Origin of the sequence: Pseudomonas parasichuanensis, from assembly GCF_021601385.1 — a bacterium.
Taxonomy (GTDB): Bacteria; Pseudomonadota; Gammaproteobacteria; order Pseudomonadales; family Pseudomonadaceae; genus Aquipseudomonas; species Aquipseudomonas parasichuanensis.
Genome location: NZ_BQHO01000023.1, coordinates 76217 through 91812 on the forward strand (window position 1 = coordinate 76217; position 15596 = coordinate 91812).

Here is a 15596-nt window from a genome sequence, read left to right on the forward strand (position 1 = left end):
TCAGTACTGGCGCCATCAGTCGATCCCCAGCTGTTTTCGCATACCTACGGTGATCGACTGGCGGGTCCTCGCCATCCCGGACCACGGGTCGTCGACCTGCCCAAGCCGCTCGTGCAGGTTGCCGATATGCCATTGGTTGGCGCCCTTGAGCTGGCCGAGCTCCTCGCGCCAGATCGGCACCGACACCGGCAGGCCTTCGCGGGCGCGCAGCGAGTAGGCCGCGACGGTGGTGGCGCCTTTGCCGTTGCGCAGGTAGTCGATGAAGATCCGCCCGACCCGGTTCCTTGGGCCGGACACGGCGCTGAGGCGGTCAGGGAACAGCCCGGCCATGTGCGTGACCAGGGCATGGCTGAAGGCCTTCACCTCGTCCCAGCCGGCACGCCGGGTCAGCGGCACGACCAGGTGCATGCCCTTGCCGCCGCTGGTCTTGAGGAACACCTTCAGGCCCAGTTCGTCGAGCAGGGTGAGGGTCAGCTGGGTGGCCTCGACCATGGCCTTCCACGGCAGCGCCGGATCGGGGTCGAGGTCGAGGATGAAGCGATCGGGCCGGTCGAAGTCCTTGTCGGTGGCGTTCCAGGTGTGCAGTTCGAGCATGTTCATCTGCACCGCGCCCAGGAGGCTGTCGGCGCGGTTGAACACCATGGCCGCCTGACCTGCCTCGGCCTTGCTGTAGCTGCGCACGTGGGGAAGCTGCAACTGGCCGGCGTTCTTCTGGAAGAACAGCTCGCCTCCCAGGCCGTCCGGGGCACGGACCAGCGCCACCGGCCGGTCCTTGAGCTGCGGCAGTAGCCACTCGGCGACCTGGGCGTAGTAGTGCGCGACCTGGCGCTTGGTGGTGCCGGTGGTCGCGTCGATCACGCGGTCGGGGTGGGTCAGGTGCAGGTTGCTCAGGGCCTCGGGCTGCGCCCTGGCTGCGGTTTTGCCGGGCATGGCTCGCTCCAGGTCGATGCTGCTGGCGGGTTTGTCGTCGCGCAGGCCGTGGAACACCGCGTGGCGCACACTGCCTTGGCGGGTCATCTGGGCATAGGCGACCTCCGCCAGCAGCTGCGGCTCGATCCAGTGCACCCCGCGGGCCTCGGCGCCGGTGGGCGGCTTGGCCAAGGGCGGTGTGTCAGTCTGCAGCGGTTTGAAACGGGCGAGGAGGCTGTCCAAGGTGGCGGCGCTGAAGCCGGTGCCGACCTTGCCGGCGTAGCGCAGCTGGCGGCTGTCGGGGTCGTGCAGGGCCAGCAGCAGGGCACCGAAGCCGTTGCGGCTGCCTTTGGGGTCGGTGTAGCCGACGATCACGAACTCCTGGCGCTGCTTGCACTTGAGCTTGATCCAGTCGCTGCTGCGCCGGCCCACGTAGGGACTGTCGGCACGTTTGCCGATCAAACCCTCGAGCGCCAAGCGGCAGGCGCTGTCGAGCAGCGAATCGACCGGCTCGTCGAAATCGGCGGAGTACCTGAGCACCTGCGATGCGTTATTTTCCAGCAGCCGGGCCAGGGTGCTGCGACGCGCCTGCAGCGGTAGCTGAGTGAGGTCCTCGCCACCCAGGTAGGGCAAATCGAACAGGTAATAGGTGATGTATTCGTCATGTTCGGTGTCGAAGGCATTCTGCAAGGCCTGGAAGTCGGCCACGCCGTTGTCGTCCACCACCACCATCTCCCCATCCAGCCAAGCCGAGTCGAGCCCCAAGGCCTTCAGCGCCTTGACCTGACGGGGCATCTTCGCGCTCCAGTCGTGGCCATTGCGGGTGAACAGGCGTACGTCGTTGCCGTCGATGCGCGCCAGGATGCGGTAACCATCGAACTTGACTTCGTAGCGCCAGTCGCCGCTCGGGGGGGAATCGACCAGGGTGGCCAGTTGCGGCTGGAGCATGTCCGGCAGGGCTTTGGGCTTGGCCTTGCGCGAGGAGGCACTCACCTTGGCCGGGCGGCGCGCCAGCACAGTGCGATCGCTCAGCACGCTGTCCGGCAAGGCCTCGACGATGCTGTAGTCGGTTTCACTGCGCGCATGGCCGTCATCGGACTTGACCAGCATCCATTGCTCCTGCTTGCCGGCCAGGTGGGTGCGGAACAGGTTCCACACCCCCGACAACTTCTCGCCTTGCAGGCGAAAGCGCAGCTTGCCCTTGGCATAGGCCTGGTGCGGATCGCCTTCGGGTTCCCAGACGCCCCGGTCCCAGACGATCACATCGCCGGCGCCGTAGTGGCCTTCGGGGATGTGGCCCTCGAAATCGGCGTAATCCAGCGGGTGGTCCTCCACATGCACCGCCAGGCGCCGCACCTTGGGGTCGAGTGAGGGGCCCTTGGGGATTGCCCAGCTCTTGAGGGCGCCATCGAGTTCCAGGCGAAAATCGTAGTGCAGGTGGCTGGCGTGGTGCTTCTGGATGCAGTACTGCAGCGCATGGGCCGAGCGTGGGCGGGCGCGTTTACCCGCAGGCTCGGGCGTTGCGTTGAAGTCGCGCTTGCGCTGGTACTCCTGCAGAGGCTTGGCCATGGCGGGCTCCGGGACGGTTCGCGGGTCTCAAGATTGGGAGGTGACGGCGGTGCGCGGAGTTCAAAAAAGCGTGATCAAGCGGACTTCACGAAACCCCGTATCAATTCCCGTGGGGGTGAGCCAACCGAGTGAACCCCGCTCTGATGACCGTCGACGCGACCCACGGCACTTGCCCGGTGGCGGGGTCTGTATGTATAACCAGTGTCCATTTCCCGCGCCCGATCCCGCACCGTGATTGCCCATTCCGTCGATGACCCGTTCTACTACCTGCACAACTTCCGCCAGGTGCTGAACTGGGTCGAACAACGTTACGCCGACCTGCTCGATGCCCACGAGCACGGGTTCATCCGCGCCTTCGCCGGCTTGCCGGCGCCTGCCCAGGCGCTGTTGGTGCGCATGGTCATGCGCAAGGGCGAGCTGTTTCGCAGTGACAAGCTCAGTTACGACGAGATCGGCGATACCGACAGCGCCCTGGCTCCCTTGCTGGCCCTGGGCTGGGCCGATGCCCAGGCACCGCTGACGCTGGAACAGCTGTGGCCACTGCTGCGCAAGGAGGAAGTGCTGCAGTGTTTTGCCGGGCAACTCAGCCGGCCCAAAGCCGGCAAGGCCGAGCTGCTGGAGCAGTTGCAGGCGTTGCAGTTGGCCCCGCGTTCGCTCGACACGTGGTACCCCGGTTTCCCTGCACGGATCATCCACTGGCGCTTGCAGCCGCTGTGCGACCGCCTGCGCCTGCTGTTTTTTGGCAACCTCTATCAGGACTGGTCGGAGTTCGTCCTCGCCGACTTGGGCGTGCTGCGCTACGAACAGGTGGCGTTTGCCGAAGACTCCCGGGCCCTGCGCCAGCGCAGCGAAGTTGAGCTGGCCATGGCCCTGCACCAGTGCGCCGAGCGCCTGGAGCAGGGCGAGGCGCCCGCCACGCTGCTGGCGACCCTCGACGGGCTGGGCAGCGACAACCCCTGGCTGGCGCGGCGGCGTGCGCGGTTGCTGTTCAACCTCGGGCAGCACTGCGAGCGCCTGGGGGATTGGGACCTGGCGCTGCAGGTGTATGGCGAATGCGCTCACCCCGAGGCACGTATCCGCCAGGTGCGGGTGTTCGAGCGCAGCGAGCAGTGGCCGCAGGCGCACGCGCTGGCGGCGAGCATGGCGGCGGCGCCGGCCAACCCGCTGGAGTGCCAGGCCCTGGAGCGCATGCTGCCGCGCCTGGCGCGCAAGCTCGGCGGGCCGCCGCAACCTCGTCGGCGCAGTGATGCGGTACAGGTGATCGAGCTGGAGCTGCCGGCCGAGCTTGCGGTGTACGGGGTGGAGGAGGCGGTGCGCCGGCACCTGGAGCAGGGCGGCGGGGTCGCCCACTATGTCGAGAACACGCTGTTCAACAGCCTGTTCGGCCTGCTCTGCTGGGACGCCATCTTCGCCCCGTTGCCGGGTGCGTTCTTCCACCCGTTCCAGAGCGGGCCGCAGGACCTGCACGATGGCGACTTCCAGCAGCGCCGTGCGGCGCTGTTCGAGCAGTGCCTGGGGCGGCTCGACGATGGCAACCATGGGCAGGCGATCCGCGCCTGCTTCAGCGCCAAGCAGGGCCTGCAGTCACCTTTCGTGTTCTGGCAGATGCTCGATGAGCCGCTGCTCGACCAGGCCCTGGCGTGCCTGCCCGCTGCCCACCTGAAAGCGTGTTTTGTGCGTCTGCTGCAGGACATCCGCAACAACCGCGCCGGCATGCCCGACCTGATCCAGTTCTGGCCCGACGAGGGGCGTTATCGCATGGTCGAGGTCAAGGGGCCGGGCGACCGCTTACAGGATAACCAGCTGCGCTGGCTGGCGTTCTGCAAAGAACATGGCTTGCCGGTGGTGGTCTGCCATGTGCGCTGGCAGGCGGCGCCATGAGCTATACGGTAGCGGTGCGCGCCCTGTGCGAGTTCAGCGCCAAGGTGGGCGACCTCGACCTGCGTTTCACCCCGTCACCGACCGCCCAGGAAGGCATTGCCGGCCATCGCCGGGTGGTAGCCCGGCGCGCTGCCGGCTACGAGGCCGAAGTGGCGCTGGAGGGCGAATACCAGGGCCTGCGCGTGCGCGGTCGCGCCGATGGCTACGACCCGGCGGGCAACCGCCTGGAGGAGATCAAGACCCACCGTGGCGACCTGGCCCGACAGCCCGACAACCACCGCCAGCTGCATTGGGCCCAGGCCAAGGTGTATGCCTGGTTGCTGTGCCAGGCGCGGCAACTGGCGGACATCGAGGTGGCGCTGGTCTACCTGGATATCGACAGCGACAGCCAGACGCTCATCCACGAGCGCCACAGCGCCGCCGAACTGCAGCAGTTCTTCGAAACCCAGTGCCAGCGCTTTCTCGCCTGGGCAAGGGCCCAGGAGCAGCGCCTGGCCGAACGCAACCGCGGTTTGCAGGCGTTGGCGTTCCCATACCCCGAGCTGCGCCAGGGCCAGCGGCAATTGGCTGAAACCCTGTACAAGGCGGTGAGCACCGGCCGCTGCCTGATGGCCCAGGCCAGTACCGGCATCGGCAAGACCCTGGGCACCCTGTTCCCGCTGCTCAAGGCCGTGGTGCCCCAGCAGTTGGACAAGCTGTATTTCCTCACCGCCAAGACCCCAGGCCGCGCCCTGGCTCTGGATGCCTTGCGCCAGCTCACCGCTGACGGCATCCAGCCGGCCCTGCGCACCCTGGAGCTGATTGCCCGTGACAAGGCCTGCGAGTACCCGGAAAACGCCTGCCATGGCGAGTCCTGCCCGCTGGCCAAGGGCTTCTACGACCGCCTGCCTGCCGCCCGTGAGGCTGCTGCGGCAGTGCCATTGCTCGACCGCACGGCCCTGCGTGAAGTGGCCCTGGTGCATCAGGTGTGCCCGTACTACCTCGGCCAGGAAATGGCGCGCTGGGTCGACCTGCTGGTGGCCGACTACAACTATTACTTCGACGCCCATGCCTTGCTGTTCGGCCTGGCCCAGGCCAACCAGTGGCGCACGGCGGTGCTGGTGGACGAGGCGCACAACCTGGTCGAACGCGGCCGGCAGATGTACAGCGCCAGCCTCGACCAGGGCCAGTTGCAGGCGCTGCGCCAGGCCAAACCGGCGGGCCTGACCAGTGCGCTGGATCGGCTCAACCGCCAATGGAATGCGCTGTACAAGGCCCAGGTGGCGCCGTACCAGGCCGTCGAGCAGTTGCCCGAGGCGTTTTTGCGTGCGTTGCAGCAATGCATCGGGCTGATCCAGGAGCGCATGAACCAGGCGCCCGCCGAGGTGGAGCCCAAGGTGCTGGAGTTCTTCTACCAGGCGTTGCAGTTCAGCCGTATCGCCGAGCTGTTCGACGAGCACTTCCTGTTCGATATCAGCCAGCGCAATGGCCCGCGTGGCCGGCGGCTCGCCACTCTGTGCCTGCGCAATGTGGTGCCGGCCCGGTTGCTGGGGCCACGGATGAGCGCGGCGCGCAGCGTCACGCTGTTCTCCGCCACGCTCAACCCCCGGCACTACTACAGCGACCTGTTGGGCATGCCGGCCGACACTGCCTGGCTGGAGGTGGCCGCGCCGTTTCGCGCCGAGCAGCTGGAGGTGCGCATCGTCAGCGAGGTGTCCACCCGCTACCAGCAGCGCCAGGCGTCGCTGGCGCCGATCGTCGAGCTGATTGCCGCGCAGTACGCGCGCCAACCCGGCAATTACCTGGCGTTCTTCAGCAGCTTCGAATACCTCGAACAGGTCGCTCAACTGTTGGCCGAGCGCCACCCCGGGCTGCCCCAGTGGCGCCAGGCGCCGGGCATGGACGAGGCCGGGCGCGAGGCCTTTCTGGCGCGGTTCGTGGCCGACGGGCAGGGCATCGGTTTCGCCGTGCTCGGCGGTGCCTTCGGCGAGGGCGTCGACCTGCCGGGTACGCGGCTGATCGGCGCGTTCGTCGCCACCTTGGGGCTGCCCCAGGTCAACCCGGTCAACGAGCAGTTCAAGCAGCGCCTGGGCCGGCAGTTCGGTGCCGGTTTCGACTACGCCTACCTGTACCCCGGCGTGCGCAAGGTGATCCAGGCCGCCGGCCGGGTGATCCGTGGCGACCAGGACCGTGGCGTGCTATTGCTGATCGACGAACGCTTCGCCGAACCCCGGGTGCGGCAGATGTTCCCCAGTTGGTGGCAATACGCCTGAACGCGCCCATCGCCTGGCATTGAAACTCCCAGTACACTCCGCGTTCCAACCCCAACATTTGTTGCTTTCGAGGTTTTGCATGACGCTCAGTCCTTTGGCAGGCAAGCCGGCTCCGGCCAGCGTGCTGGTCGATATCCCCAAGCTGTTGACCGCCTACTACACCGGCCGCCCCGACGCCGCCGTGGCGGCCCAGCGCGTGGCCTTCGGCACCTCGGGCCACCGGGGCAGCTCGTTCGAGCTGAGCTTCAACGAGCATCACGTGCTGGCGATCACCCAGGCCATCTGCCTGTACCGCCAGGAAAAGGGCATCGACGGCCCGCTGTTCATCGGTGCCGACACCCATGCATTGTCTGCCCCGGCCGCTGCCAGCGCGCTGGAAGTGCTGGCCGCCAATGGCGTGCAGGTACGGCTGAGCAAGGATGACGAGTACACCCCGACGCCTGCGGTGTCCCACGCCATCCTGTGCCACAACCGTGGCCGTCAGCGGCAACTGGCCGACGGCATCGTCATCACCCCGTCGCACAACCCGCCGCAGAGCGGCGGCTTCAAGTACAACCCACCCAATGGCGGCCCGGCCGACAGCGACGTGACCAAGTGGATCGAGGCCAAGGCCAACGAACTGCTGGCGGCGAACCTGGCCGGGGTCAAGCGCATGGATTACCAGCAGGCCCTCGAGGCCGCGACCACCCAGCGCCATGACTATGTCAGCAGCTATGTCGCCGACCTGGAAAACGTCATCGACTTCGACGTGATCCGTAGCGCCAACCTGCGCCTGGGCGTGGACCCGCTGGGTGGCGCCGGGGTGCGCTACTGGTCGGCCATCGCCGAGCGCTACCAGCTGAACCTGGAAGTGGTGAACACCGAGGTCGACCCGACTTTCCGCTTCATGTGCGTCGACTGGGACGGCCAGATCCGCATGGACCCATCCTCGCCCTACGCCATGCAGGGCCTGATCGGCCTGCGCGAGCGCTTCGACGTGGCCTTCGCCTGCGACCCGGACCACGACCGCCACGGCATCGTCACCGCCGACGGCCTGCTGCAACCGAACAACTATCTGGCCGTGGCCATCGACTACCTGTACCGCAACCGCCCGCAGTGGCGCAGCGACGCCGCTGTGGGCAAGACCGTGGTGTCCAGCGGCCTGATCGACCGCGTGACGGCCGCGCTGGGCCGCGAGCTGTACGAAGTGCCGGTGGGCTTCAAGTTCTTTGCCCCGGGCCTGTTCGACGGCTCCCTGGGCTTTGGCGGCGAAGAAAGCGCGGGTGCGTCGTTCCTGCGCAAGGACGGCACGGTCTGGGCTACCGACAAGGACGGCCTGATCCCGGCCCTTTTGGCCGCCGAGATGACCGCGCGCACTGGCCGTAATCCGAGCCAGATCTACGCCGACCTGACCGCCAAACTGGGCAAGCCCTACGCCACCCGTGTCGAGGCCAAGGCCGACCTGCGGCAGAAGGCGGCGCTGAGCAAGCTGGCGCCAGAGCAGGTCAAGTCCACGGAGCTTGCCGGTGAGCCGATCGAGCAGATCCTTAGCCATGCCCCGGGCAACAACCAGGCCATCGGCGGCCTGAAAGTGATGACCGCCAATGGCTGGTTCGCCGCGCGGCCGTCCGGCACCGAGGACATCTACAAGATCTACGCCGAAAGCTTCATCGACGAGGCGCACCTCAAGCGCCTGGTAGAGGAAGCCCAGGTATTGGTGGATGCGGCGATCGCCTGATCGTCAGAGCTGGCAAACCTTCTTAGCAAATGGGGCTGCTCTGCAGCCCATCGCGGGCAAGCCCGCTCCCACAGGATTTGCGCTTGTCGTGGGACTTGCGCAGTACCTGTGGGAGCGGGCTTGCCCGCGATGGGCCGCAGAGCGGCCCCTTTTTACTCATGTGCAAATCAGATCGCCGCATCACTCCACTGGCCGTTCACCAGCCGGCGCAGCCCCAGCGGGTTGCCGTCGCGCAGAGCTGCCGGCAGCAGCGCCTGCGGGTAGTTCTGGTAGCACACCGGGCGCAGGAAGCGGTCGATGGCCAGGGTGCCGACCGAGGTGCCTCGGGCGTCGGAGGTGGCCGGGTAGGGGCCGCCGTGGACCATGGCATCGCACACTTCGACACCGGTCGGGTAACCGTTGACCAGAATGCGCCCGACTTTCTCTTCCAGCAGCGGCACCAGCCAGGCGAAGGCTTCGAAGTCCTCCGCCTCGCCAATCAGCGTGGCAGTGAGCTGGCCGCGCAGGCCGAGCAGGGCGGCGCGCAGTTGCGCGTGGTCGCTCACTTCCACGGCCACGGTGGTTGGGCCGAACACTTCCTCTTGCAGCAGCGGGTCGGCGTCGACCAGCAGGCGCGCATCGGCCTTGAACAGTTGGGCGCGAGCCTGGCTGCCTGCCTGGGCCTGGCCGGCCAGGTGCTGGATGCCGGCGTGGGCGTGCAGGTGCTCCAGGCCGCCTACGTAGCTGCGCAGGCCACCGGCGTTGAGCAGGGTTTGCCCGGCCTGCTGGTCCAGATGCTGGCCAAGGTCGCTGAGCAACCGGTCGAAAGCCGGCGACTGCAGGCCGATGACCATCCCCGGGTTGGTGCAGAACTGCCCGGCACCCAGGCACACGGAGCCGGCCAGTTCACGGGCGATGGCCTCGCCACGCTTGGCCAGCGCGCCCGGCAGCACGATCACCGGGTTGATGCTGGACATCTCGGCGAACACCGGGATTGGCTGCGGGCGCTCGGCGGCCATGCGGCACAGGGCATCACCGCCCTTGAGCGAGCCGGTGAAGCCCACGGCCTGGATAGCCGGGTGCTTGACCAGCCACTCGCCGACACCGCCACCGAAGACCATGTTGAACACGCCTTTGGGCATGCCGGTGCGCGTGGCGGCGCGTTCGATGGCGCAGCCGACCAGGTCGGCGGTGGCCATGTGGCCGCTGTGGGCCTTGAACACCACCGGGCAACCGGCGGCCAGGGCGGCGGCAGTGTCGCCACCGGCGGTGGAGAACGCCAGCGGGAAGTTGCTGGCACCGAACACGGCTACCGGGCCGACGCCGATGCGCATCTGGCGCAGGTCCACCCGTGGCAACGGCTGGCGCTCGGGCAAGGCGGTATCGATGCGCGCACCGAGGTAGTCACCGCGGCGCAGCACCTGGGCGAACAGGCGCATCTGGCCGCTGGTACGGCCACGTTCGCCCTGGATACGGGCGGTGGGCAGGGCGGTTTCACGGCAGACGATGGCGACGAAGCTGTCGTCCAGCTCATCCAGTTCGGCGGCGATGGCGTCGAGGAACTCGGCGCGACGGGCCGGGGGCAGTTGGCGGAACTCGGCGAAGGCAGCGGCGGCGGCCAGGGCGGCCTGGTCGACTTCGCTTTCGGTTGCTTGGGCGAAGCTGTAGGGCAGGGCTTCGCCGGTGGTGGCGTCCAGGCTCTGCAGGCGCTGGGTGCCGGCGGCGCTGCGCTGGCCTGCGATGAAGTTGTGGCCGAGGATCTCAGGCATGGGATGCTCCTGTTGGCAGGGTGAAAAGGACTGATCGTGATCTGAAGGTTGACACGGCCCCTGTGGGAGCGGGTTTACCCGCGAAGCAGGCGACGCGGTGCATGGCACCGGCTTCGCCGGTGTTCGCGGGTAAACCCGCTCCCACAGGGATCGCAATACACGGGGAAACCGGGCCAGCCCTTGGCATCAGGTAATCGGTGCCGGGTTGAACAGGGTGATGTCGTTGTGCAGCCCGTGCTTTTCGGCCCAGGTCTGGTTGCGGCCGCTGGCCACGTCCAGGTAATAGCGGAACAGCTCCCAGCCCAGCTCCTCGATGCTCGAGCGCCCAGTGGCGATGCGCCCGGCGTCGATGTCGATCAGGTCGGGCCAGCGCTGGGCCAGCTCGGTGCGGGTGCACACCTTGACCACTGGCGCCATGGCCAGGCCGTACGGCGTGCCGCGCCCGGTGGTGAACACATGCAGGTTCATGCCAGCGGCCAGTTGCAGGGTGCCGCAGACGAAATCGCTGGCAGGGGTGGCGCAGAAGATCAGGCCCTTGCGCGTCACCCGCTCGCCAGGGCCGAGCACGCCCTGGATGGCGCCACTGCCGGACTTGACGATCGAGCCCAGGGACTTTTCGACGATGTTCGACAAGCCGCCTTTCTTGTTGCCCGGCGTGGTGTTGGCGCTGCGGTCGGCGGCGCCCTGTTGCAGGTAGCGGTCGTACCAGTCCATCTCGCGCACCAGCGCTTCGGCCACCTCGGGCGTTTCGGCGCGGGAGGTGAGCATGTAGATGGCGTCACGCACTTCGGTGACCTCCGAGAACAGCACCGTGGCCCCGGCGCGCACCAGCAGGTCGGCGGCATAGCCTAGTGCCGGGTTGGCGGTGATGCCGGAAAACGCGTCGCTGCCGCCGCACTGCATGCCGAGGATCAGCTCGCTGGCCGGCACGGTCTCGCGGCGGCGCTGGTCGAGTTTTTTCAGGCGGGTTTCGGCCAGTTGCATGATCTGCTCGATCATCTCGACGAAACCGAGCGAGGCATCCTGCAGGCGGTACAGCCACGGCTCGCTGAGGTCCACCGACGGGTCGCCGTCGTGCATCACCTGGCCGGTCTGGAGTTTTTCGCAGCCCAGGCTGATCACCAGCGCTTCGCCGCCCAGGTTGGGGTTGCGCGCCAGGTTGCGCACGGTGCGGATCGGGATGTAGGCATCGCGGGCGTTGATCGCCACGCCGCAACCGTAGCTGTGGGTGAGGGCGACCACGTCATCGACGTTGGGATACTTGGGCAGCAGTTCGGCGCGGATGCGCTTGACCGCGTGGTCGAGCACGCCGGTCACGCACTGCACGGTGGTGGTGATGCCGAGGATGTTGCGGGTGCCGACGGTGCCGTCGGCGTTGCGATAGCCCTCGAAAGTGAAGCCGTCGAGCGGCGGCAGGGCGGCGGGCACGGCATCGCAGCGTGGCAGGCTGTCGAGCTCGGGCGCGGCCGGCATGTCCAGCTGATCTTCCTTGACCCAGCTGCCTTGTTGCAGCAATTCGCGGGCATAGCCGATGACCTGGCCGTAGCGACGCACAGGGGCGCCGGGTTGGATATCGACGGTGGCCACCTTGTGGCTTTGCGGCACGCCTTCGACCAGGGTCAGGCCGTCGGCGAAGCGGGCGCCTTCGCCCAGGCCGCCGTCGTTGACCACCACCACGACGTTGTCGTCATCGTGCAGGCGGACGTAGCGGGGCGACTCGGAATGTTCGATCAACTGCATGGTCAGGCCCTTCTGGTTATTTCTCTCAGGCTTTCATACGGCCGCCGGCGCCGCGTGCATGGGCGCCGGGGCTTTCACTCACTCAGCGGCGCGAACCTGCCAGCTCAGCGGTTGGTGCGGGTTCTTGCTTTGGGCCGTCCTTGAGCTCGATACGCTTGATCGGGCCGACGATCACCAGGTAGCTGAACACCGCCACCAGGGCGTTGGCGCCGACGTACACCAGCGCCCACTTGAACGAACCGGTAGCACTGATGATGTAGCCGATGACGATCGGCGTGGTGATCGAGGCGATGTTGCCAAAGGTGTTGAACAGGCCACCCGACAGCCCGGCGATCTGCTTGGGCGAGGTGTCGGCCACCACGGCCCAGCCCAGCGCACCGATGCCTTTGCCGAAGAAGGCCAGGGTCATGAAGCCCACCACCATCCACTCGGCGTCGACGTAGTTGCAGAACACCATGGTGGTCGACAGCAACAGGCCACAGACGATCGGCAGCTTGCGCGAGAAGGTCAGCGAGTTGCCGCGGCGCAGCAGCCAGTCCGACAGCACCCCGCCGAGCACGCCACCGATGAAGCCGCACACCGCCGGCAACGAGGCGATGAAACCGGCCTTGAGGATGGTCATGCCGCGTTCCTGCACCAGGTATACCGGGAACCAGGTGAGGAAAAAGTAGGTGATGGCGTTGATGCAGTACTGGCCCAGGTACACGCCCAGCAGCATGCGGCTGGTCAGCAGCTGTTTGATGTAGCCCCATTTCGGGCCGTCGTTGCCGCGCTTCTGGTCCATGTCCACCAGGCCGCCGTTCTGCTCGATGTGCTGCAGCTCATCGGCGCTGATGCGCGGGTGCTGGCGCGGGTTGTAGATGGTCTTCATCCACACCCCGCTGAACACGATGCCCAGCGCACCCATTACCACGAATACATGCTCCCAGCCGAAGCTGAACACGATCCAGCCCATGATCGGCGCGAACAGGGCGGTGGCAAAGTACTGCGCCGAGTTGAAGATCGCCGAGGCGGTGCCGCGCTCCTGGGTAGGGAACCAGGCCGCGACGATCCGGGCGTTGCCGGGGAACGACGGGGCTTCGGCGAAACCGACCAAAAAGCGCAGGGTGAACAGCGTGACCACGGCCCAGGCCACCGGCAGGCCGCCGACGAAGCCCTGCAGCAGGGTGAACAGTGACCAGGTGAAGATGCTGAAGGCATAGACCTTCTTCGAACCGAAGCGGTCGAGCAGCCAGCCGCCGGGGATCTGCCCGGCGACGTAGGCCCAGCCGAAGGCGGAGAAGATGTAGCCGAGGGTGACCGCGTCGATGCCAAGGTCTTTTTGCAGGCTGGAGCCGGCAATGGCGATGGTGGCGCGGTCGGCGTAGTTGATGGTGGTCACCAGGAACAGCATCAACAGAATCAGGTAGCGTACATGCGTCTTTTTCGTCGCTTGCATGCTGCGTACTCCCACTAGTTATTTTTGTGCGGGCTATCAGATTGTGTGTTGGCGCCAGGGCAGGGCGCTGGACCGCGTTGCGGTCCATTGCCGGCAATCCAGCTCCTGTGGGAGCCGGTTTGCCGGCAATCGGGGTTTACAGTGTCTGTGGCCCCATCTTGTCCATCAGCGCGGCGAGCATCTCGTACTCCTGCGCGGTCAGGTCGGTCAGCGGCGTGCGCACCGGGCCTGCGTCGTAACCGGCGAGCTTGGCACCGGCCTTGACGATGCTCACGGCGTAGCCGGCCTTGCGGTTGCGGATGTCCAGGTACGGCAGGAAGAAGTCGTCGATCAGCTTGCCGACGGTGGCGTGATCGTCACGGGCGATGGCGTGGTAGAAGTCCATCGCGGTCTTGGGTACGAAGTTGAACACCGCCGAGGAGTACACCGGCACACCGAGGGCCTTGTAGGCGGCAGCATACACCTCGGCGGTGGGCAGGCCACCCAGGTAGCTGAAACGATCACCCAGGCGGCGACGGATCGACACCATCAACTCGATATCGCCCTGGCCGTCCTTGTAGCCGATCAGGTTCGGGCAGCGCTCGGCGAGCTTTTCCAGCAGGTCGGCGTTCAGGCGGCAGACGTTGCGGTTGTAGACCACCACGCCGATGTTTACCGCCTTGCACACCGCCTCGACATGGGCGGCAACGCCGTCCTGGCTGGCCTCGGTCAGGTAGTGGGGCAGCAGCAGCAAGCCTTTGGCGCCCAGGCGCTCGGCCTCTTTAGCGTATTCGATGGCCTGGCGGGTCGAGCCGCCGACACCGGCGAGGATCGGTACCGAGGTGGCGCAGGTATCGACCGCGGTCTTGATCACCTGGCTGTACTCGCTGGCGGCCAGGGAGAAGAACTCACCGGTGCCGCCGGCGGCGAACAGTGCGCTGGCGCCATAGGGGGCCAGCCATTCCAGACGCTTGACGTAGCCGGCAGGGTTGAAGTCGCCCTGGGCGTCGAAGTCGGTGACCGGGAACGACAGCAGGCCGTGGGAAAGGATGGATTGCAGTTCTTGTGGAGTCATTGTTGTAGGCATCCTGTGGCGCTTGGGGGGAGGTGGTGTACCAAGGTGAGAGATAAGTTATCGTACAACTTGTACGATGACTAGTCCCCGTGCGCAGAAATATTTCAGGATGTGGATGAGCAGGTCAGACGCTATCGCTGGCAAGCCGGCGCCCACAGGTTATGCGCATAACAAGGGATATGGGCTGTGCTCCGTGTGGGAGCTGGCTTGCCAGCGATTGGCAGAAACAGGGGATTGTGGATGAAAGCCCATACGACTGATCCTTTTCAGGTTGTCGTATCTCTTTAGGGGAAGGAAAAAAAGATCGCGGAGACAGGCACAAGCCCGCCGCCCGCTTCCACGGGAAGTGTTCTGGGACCAGCAGAGGGTGACCGTGGGAAACGGGGGCGACCTTGCGCCGCCCCGCGATCAAAGCTAACGAAGCTTTGCTCGGTCAGGCTGCCTGATGGCGCTTGACCTGGGACTTGCGGACCTGGGCGCGGCACGCGTCGCCAAAGGCCTGGAACATCTTGATCGAGTCAGGGTTCTTCGCCGCCTGCCACTCCGGGTGCCACTGCACCGCGAACAGGAAGGGCGAAATGCTCGGCGCGTGGATCGCCTCGACCAGGCCGTCTTCGGCATGGGCAATCGCCTCGATACCGGCACCCAGCTTGCGCAGGCCCTGGCCGTGCAGCGAGTTGACGCGGATTTCGTCGGTGCCCAGGGTGTCGCGCAGCCAGCTGCCCGGCTTGATCTTCACCCCGTGCACCTGGGCGTATTGCACCTCGACCGGATCTTCCGGGTTTTCCCGGTGGTCGTTGAAGCCAGGCTCGGCGTAGACCTTCTGGTAGATGTCGCCGCCCAGGGCCACGTTGATTTCCTGCATGCCACGGCAGATACCGAAGATCGGCAGGCCACGCTTGATCGCCGCCTTGACCAGCGGGATGTCGAACAGGTCGCGGTTCTGGTCCTGGCCCTTGCCGGGGGTCTGGTTTTCCTGGCCGTACAGGGCCGGGTCGATGTTGCTGCCGGCACCGGTCAGGTACACGCCGTCGGCCATGTCCAGGTACGTCTCGAGGTCGTCGCTGCCACAGCAGGTAGGGACCAGCACCGGGACGCAACCTGCGAACTCGACCAGCGGGGTGATGTATTTGTGGGTCATGACCTGATAGTCATGGCCTTTGCGCTCTTGGCTGCCCATGGTCATCAGGACGACGGGTTTGCGCAGGGAAGGTTGCTTGTTGCCAATGTTGCTGTTGGACATATGTCACCTTGGGACAGGTCTTGCCTGTCGTTGTTGTGCAGGTGC

9 protein-coding genes are annotated in these 15596 nt (G+C 66.4%); 3 read left to right on the forward strand and 6 right to left on the reverse strand.

Annotated elements, in window-relative coordinates; translation table 11 throughout:
* Window positions 1-15: 15 nt before the first annotated feature.
* Complete coding sequence (gene ligD, locus L6D77_RS18315) at window positions 16-2478, reverse strand: DNA ligase D (RefSeq protein ID WP_232884534.1); 2463 nt, start codon at window positions 2476-2478, stop codon at window positions 16-18.
* Window positions 2479-2709: 231 nt separating this feature from the next.
* Here ligD and L6D77_RS18320 point away from each other — a divergent pair, with 231 nt between their 5' ends.
* From L6D77_RS18320 to pgm, 3 genes are all read left to right on the forward strand, one after another.
* Complete coding sequence (locus L6D77_RS18320) at window positions 2710-4359, forward strand: VRR-NUC domain-containing protein (RefSeq protein WP_232884533.1); 1650 nt, start codon at window positions 2710-2712, stop codon at window positions 4357-4359.
* Window positions 4356-6611: an ATP-dependent DNA helicase gene (locus tag L6D77_RS18325; protein ID WP_232884532.1), complete on the forward strand. Its 2256-nt coding sequence runs from the start codon at window positions 4356-4358 to the stop codon at window positions 6609-6611. The genes L6D77_RS18320 and L6D77_RS18325 overlap by 4 nt, the downstream gene beginning before the upstream one ends.
* A gap of 79 nt (window positions 6612-6690) precedes the next feature.
* On the forward strand, window positions 6691-8328 hold the full coding sequence (pgm, locus tag L6D77_RS18330; RefSeq protein ID WP_232884531.1) for a phosphoglucomutase (alpha-D-glucose-1,6-bisphosphate-dependent): 1638 nt from the start codon (window positions 6691-6693) through the stop codon (window positions 8326-8328).
* A 167-nt stretch (window positions 8329-8495) separates the two neighbouring features.
* Here the strand turns inward: pgm and L6D77_RS18335 are convergent, their stop codons facing one another.
* From L6D77_RS18335 to L6D77_RS18355, 5 genes are all read right to left on the reverse strand, one after another.
* The gene (locus L6D77_RS18335; RefSeq protein ID WP_232884530.1) at window positions 8496-10076 is read right to left on the reverse strand and encodes an aldehyde dehydrogenase (NADP(+)); all 1581 of its coding nucleotides are present in this window, start codon (window positions 10074-10076) and stop codon (window positions 8496-8498) included.
* A gap of 186 nt (window positions 10077-10262) precedes the next feature.
* Window positions 10263-11816, reverse strand: coding sequence for a galactarate dehydratase (garD, locus tag L6D77_RS18340; protein WP_232884529.1), 1554 nt, complete (start codon window positions 11814-11816; stop codon window positions 10263-10265).
* 82 nt (window positions 11817-11898) lie between these two features.
* Window positions 11899-13254 (reverse strand): MFS transporter, encoded by a 1356-nt coding sequence (locus L6D77_RS18345; RefSeq protein ID WP_232884528.1) that lies wholly within the window; start codon window positions 13252-13254, stop codon window positions 11899-11901.
* A gap of 136 nt (window positions 13255-13390) precedes the next feature.
* Window positions 13391-14308, reverse strand: coding sequence for a 5-dehydro-4-deoxyglucarate dehydratase (kdgD, locus tag L6D77_RS18350; RefSeq protein ID WP_232884527.1), 918 nt, complete (start codon window positions 14306-14308; stop codon window positions 13391-13393).
* Window positions 14309-14741: 433 nt separating this feature from the next.
* Window positions 14742-15551, reverse strand: coding sequence for a gamma-glutamyl-gamma-aminobutyrate hydrolase family protein (locus L6D77_RS18355; protein WP_232884526.1), 810 nt, complete (start codon window positions 15549-15551; stop codon window positions 14742-14744).
* Window positions 15552-15596: the final 45 nt, after the last annotated feature.

Bases quoted from the DNA above. Each gene is read 5' to 3' on its own strand.
- ligD (WP_232884534.1), bottom strand. From the start codon at position 2,478: ATGGCCAAGCCTCTGCAGGAGTACCAGCGCAAGCGCGACTTCAACGCA.
- L6D77_RS18325 (WP_232884532.1), top strand. From the start codon at position 4,356: ATGAGCTATACGGTAGCGGTGCGCGCCCTGTGCGAGTTCAGCGCCAAG.
- pgm (WP_232884531.1), top strand. From the start codon at position 6,691: ATGACGCTCAGTCCTTTGGCAGGCAAGCCGGCTCCGGCCAGCGTGCTG.
- L6D77_RS18335 (WP_232884530.1), bottom strand. From the start codon at position 10,076: ATGCCTGAGATCCTCGGCCACAACTTCATCGCAGGCCAGCGCAGCGCC.
- garD (WP_232884529.1), bottom strand. From the start codon at position 11,816: ATGCAGTTGATCGAACATTCCGAGTCGCCCCGCTACGTCCGCCTGCAC.
- L6D77_RS18345 (WP_232884528.1), bottom strand. From the start codon at position 13,254: ATGCAAGCGACGAAAAAGACGCATGTACGCTACCTGATTCTGTTGATG.
- kdgD (WP_232884527.1), bottom strand. From the start codon at position 14,308: ATGACTCCACAAGAACTGCAATCCATCCTTTCCCACGGCCTGCTGTCG.
- L6D77_RS18355 (WP_232884526.1), bottom strand. From the start codon at position 15,551: ATGTCCAACAGCAACATTGGCAACAAGCAACCTTCCCTGCGCAAACCC.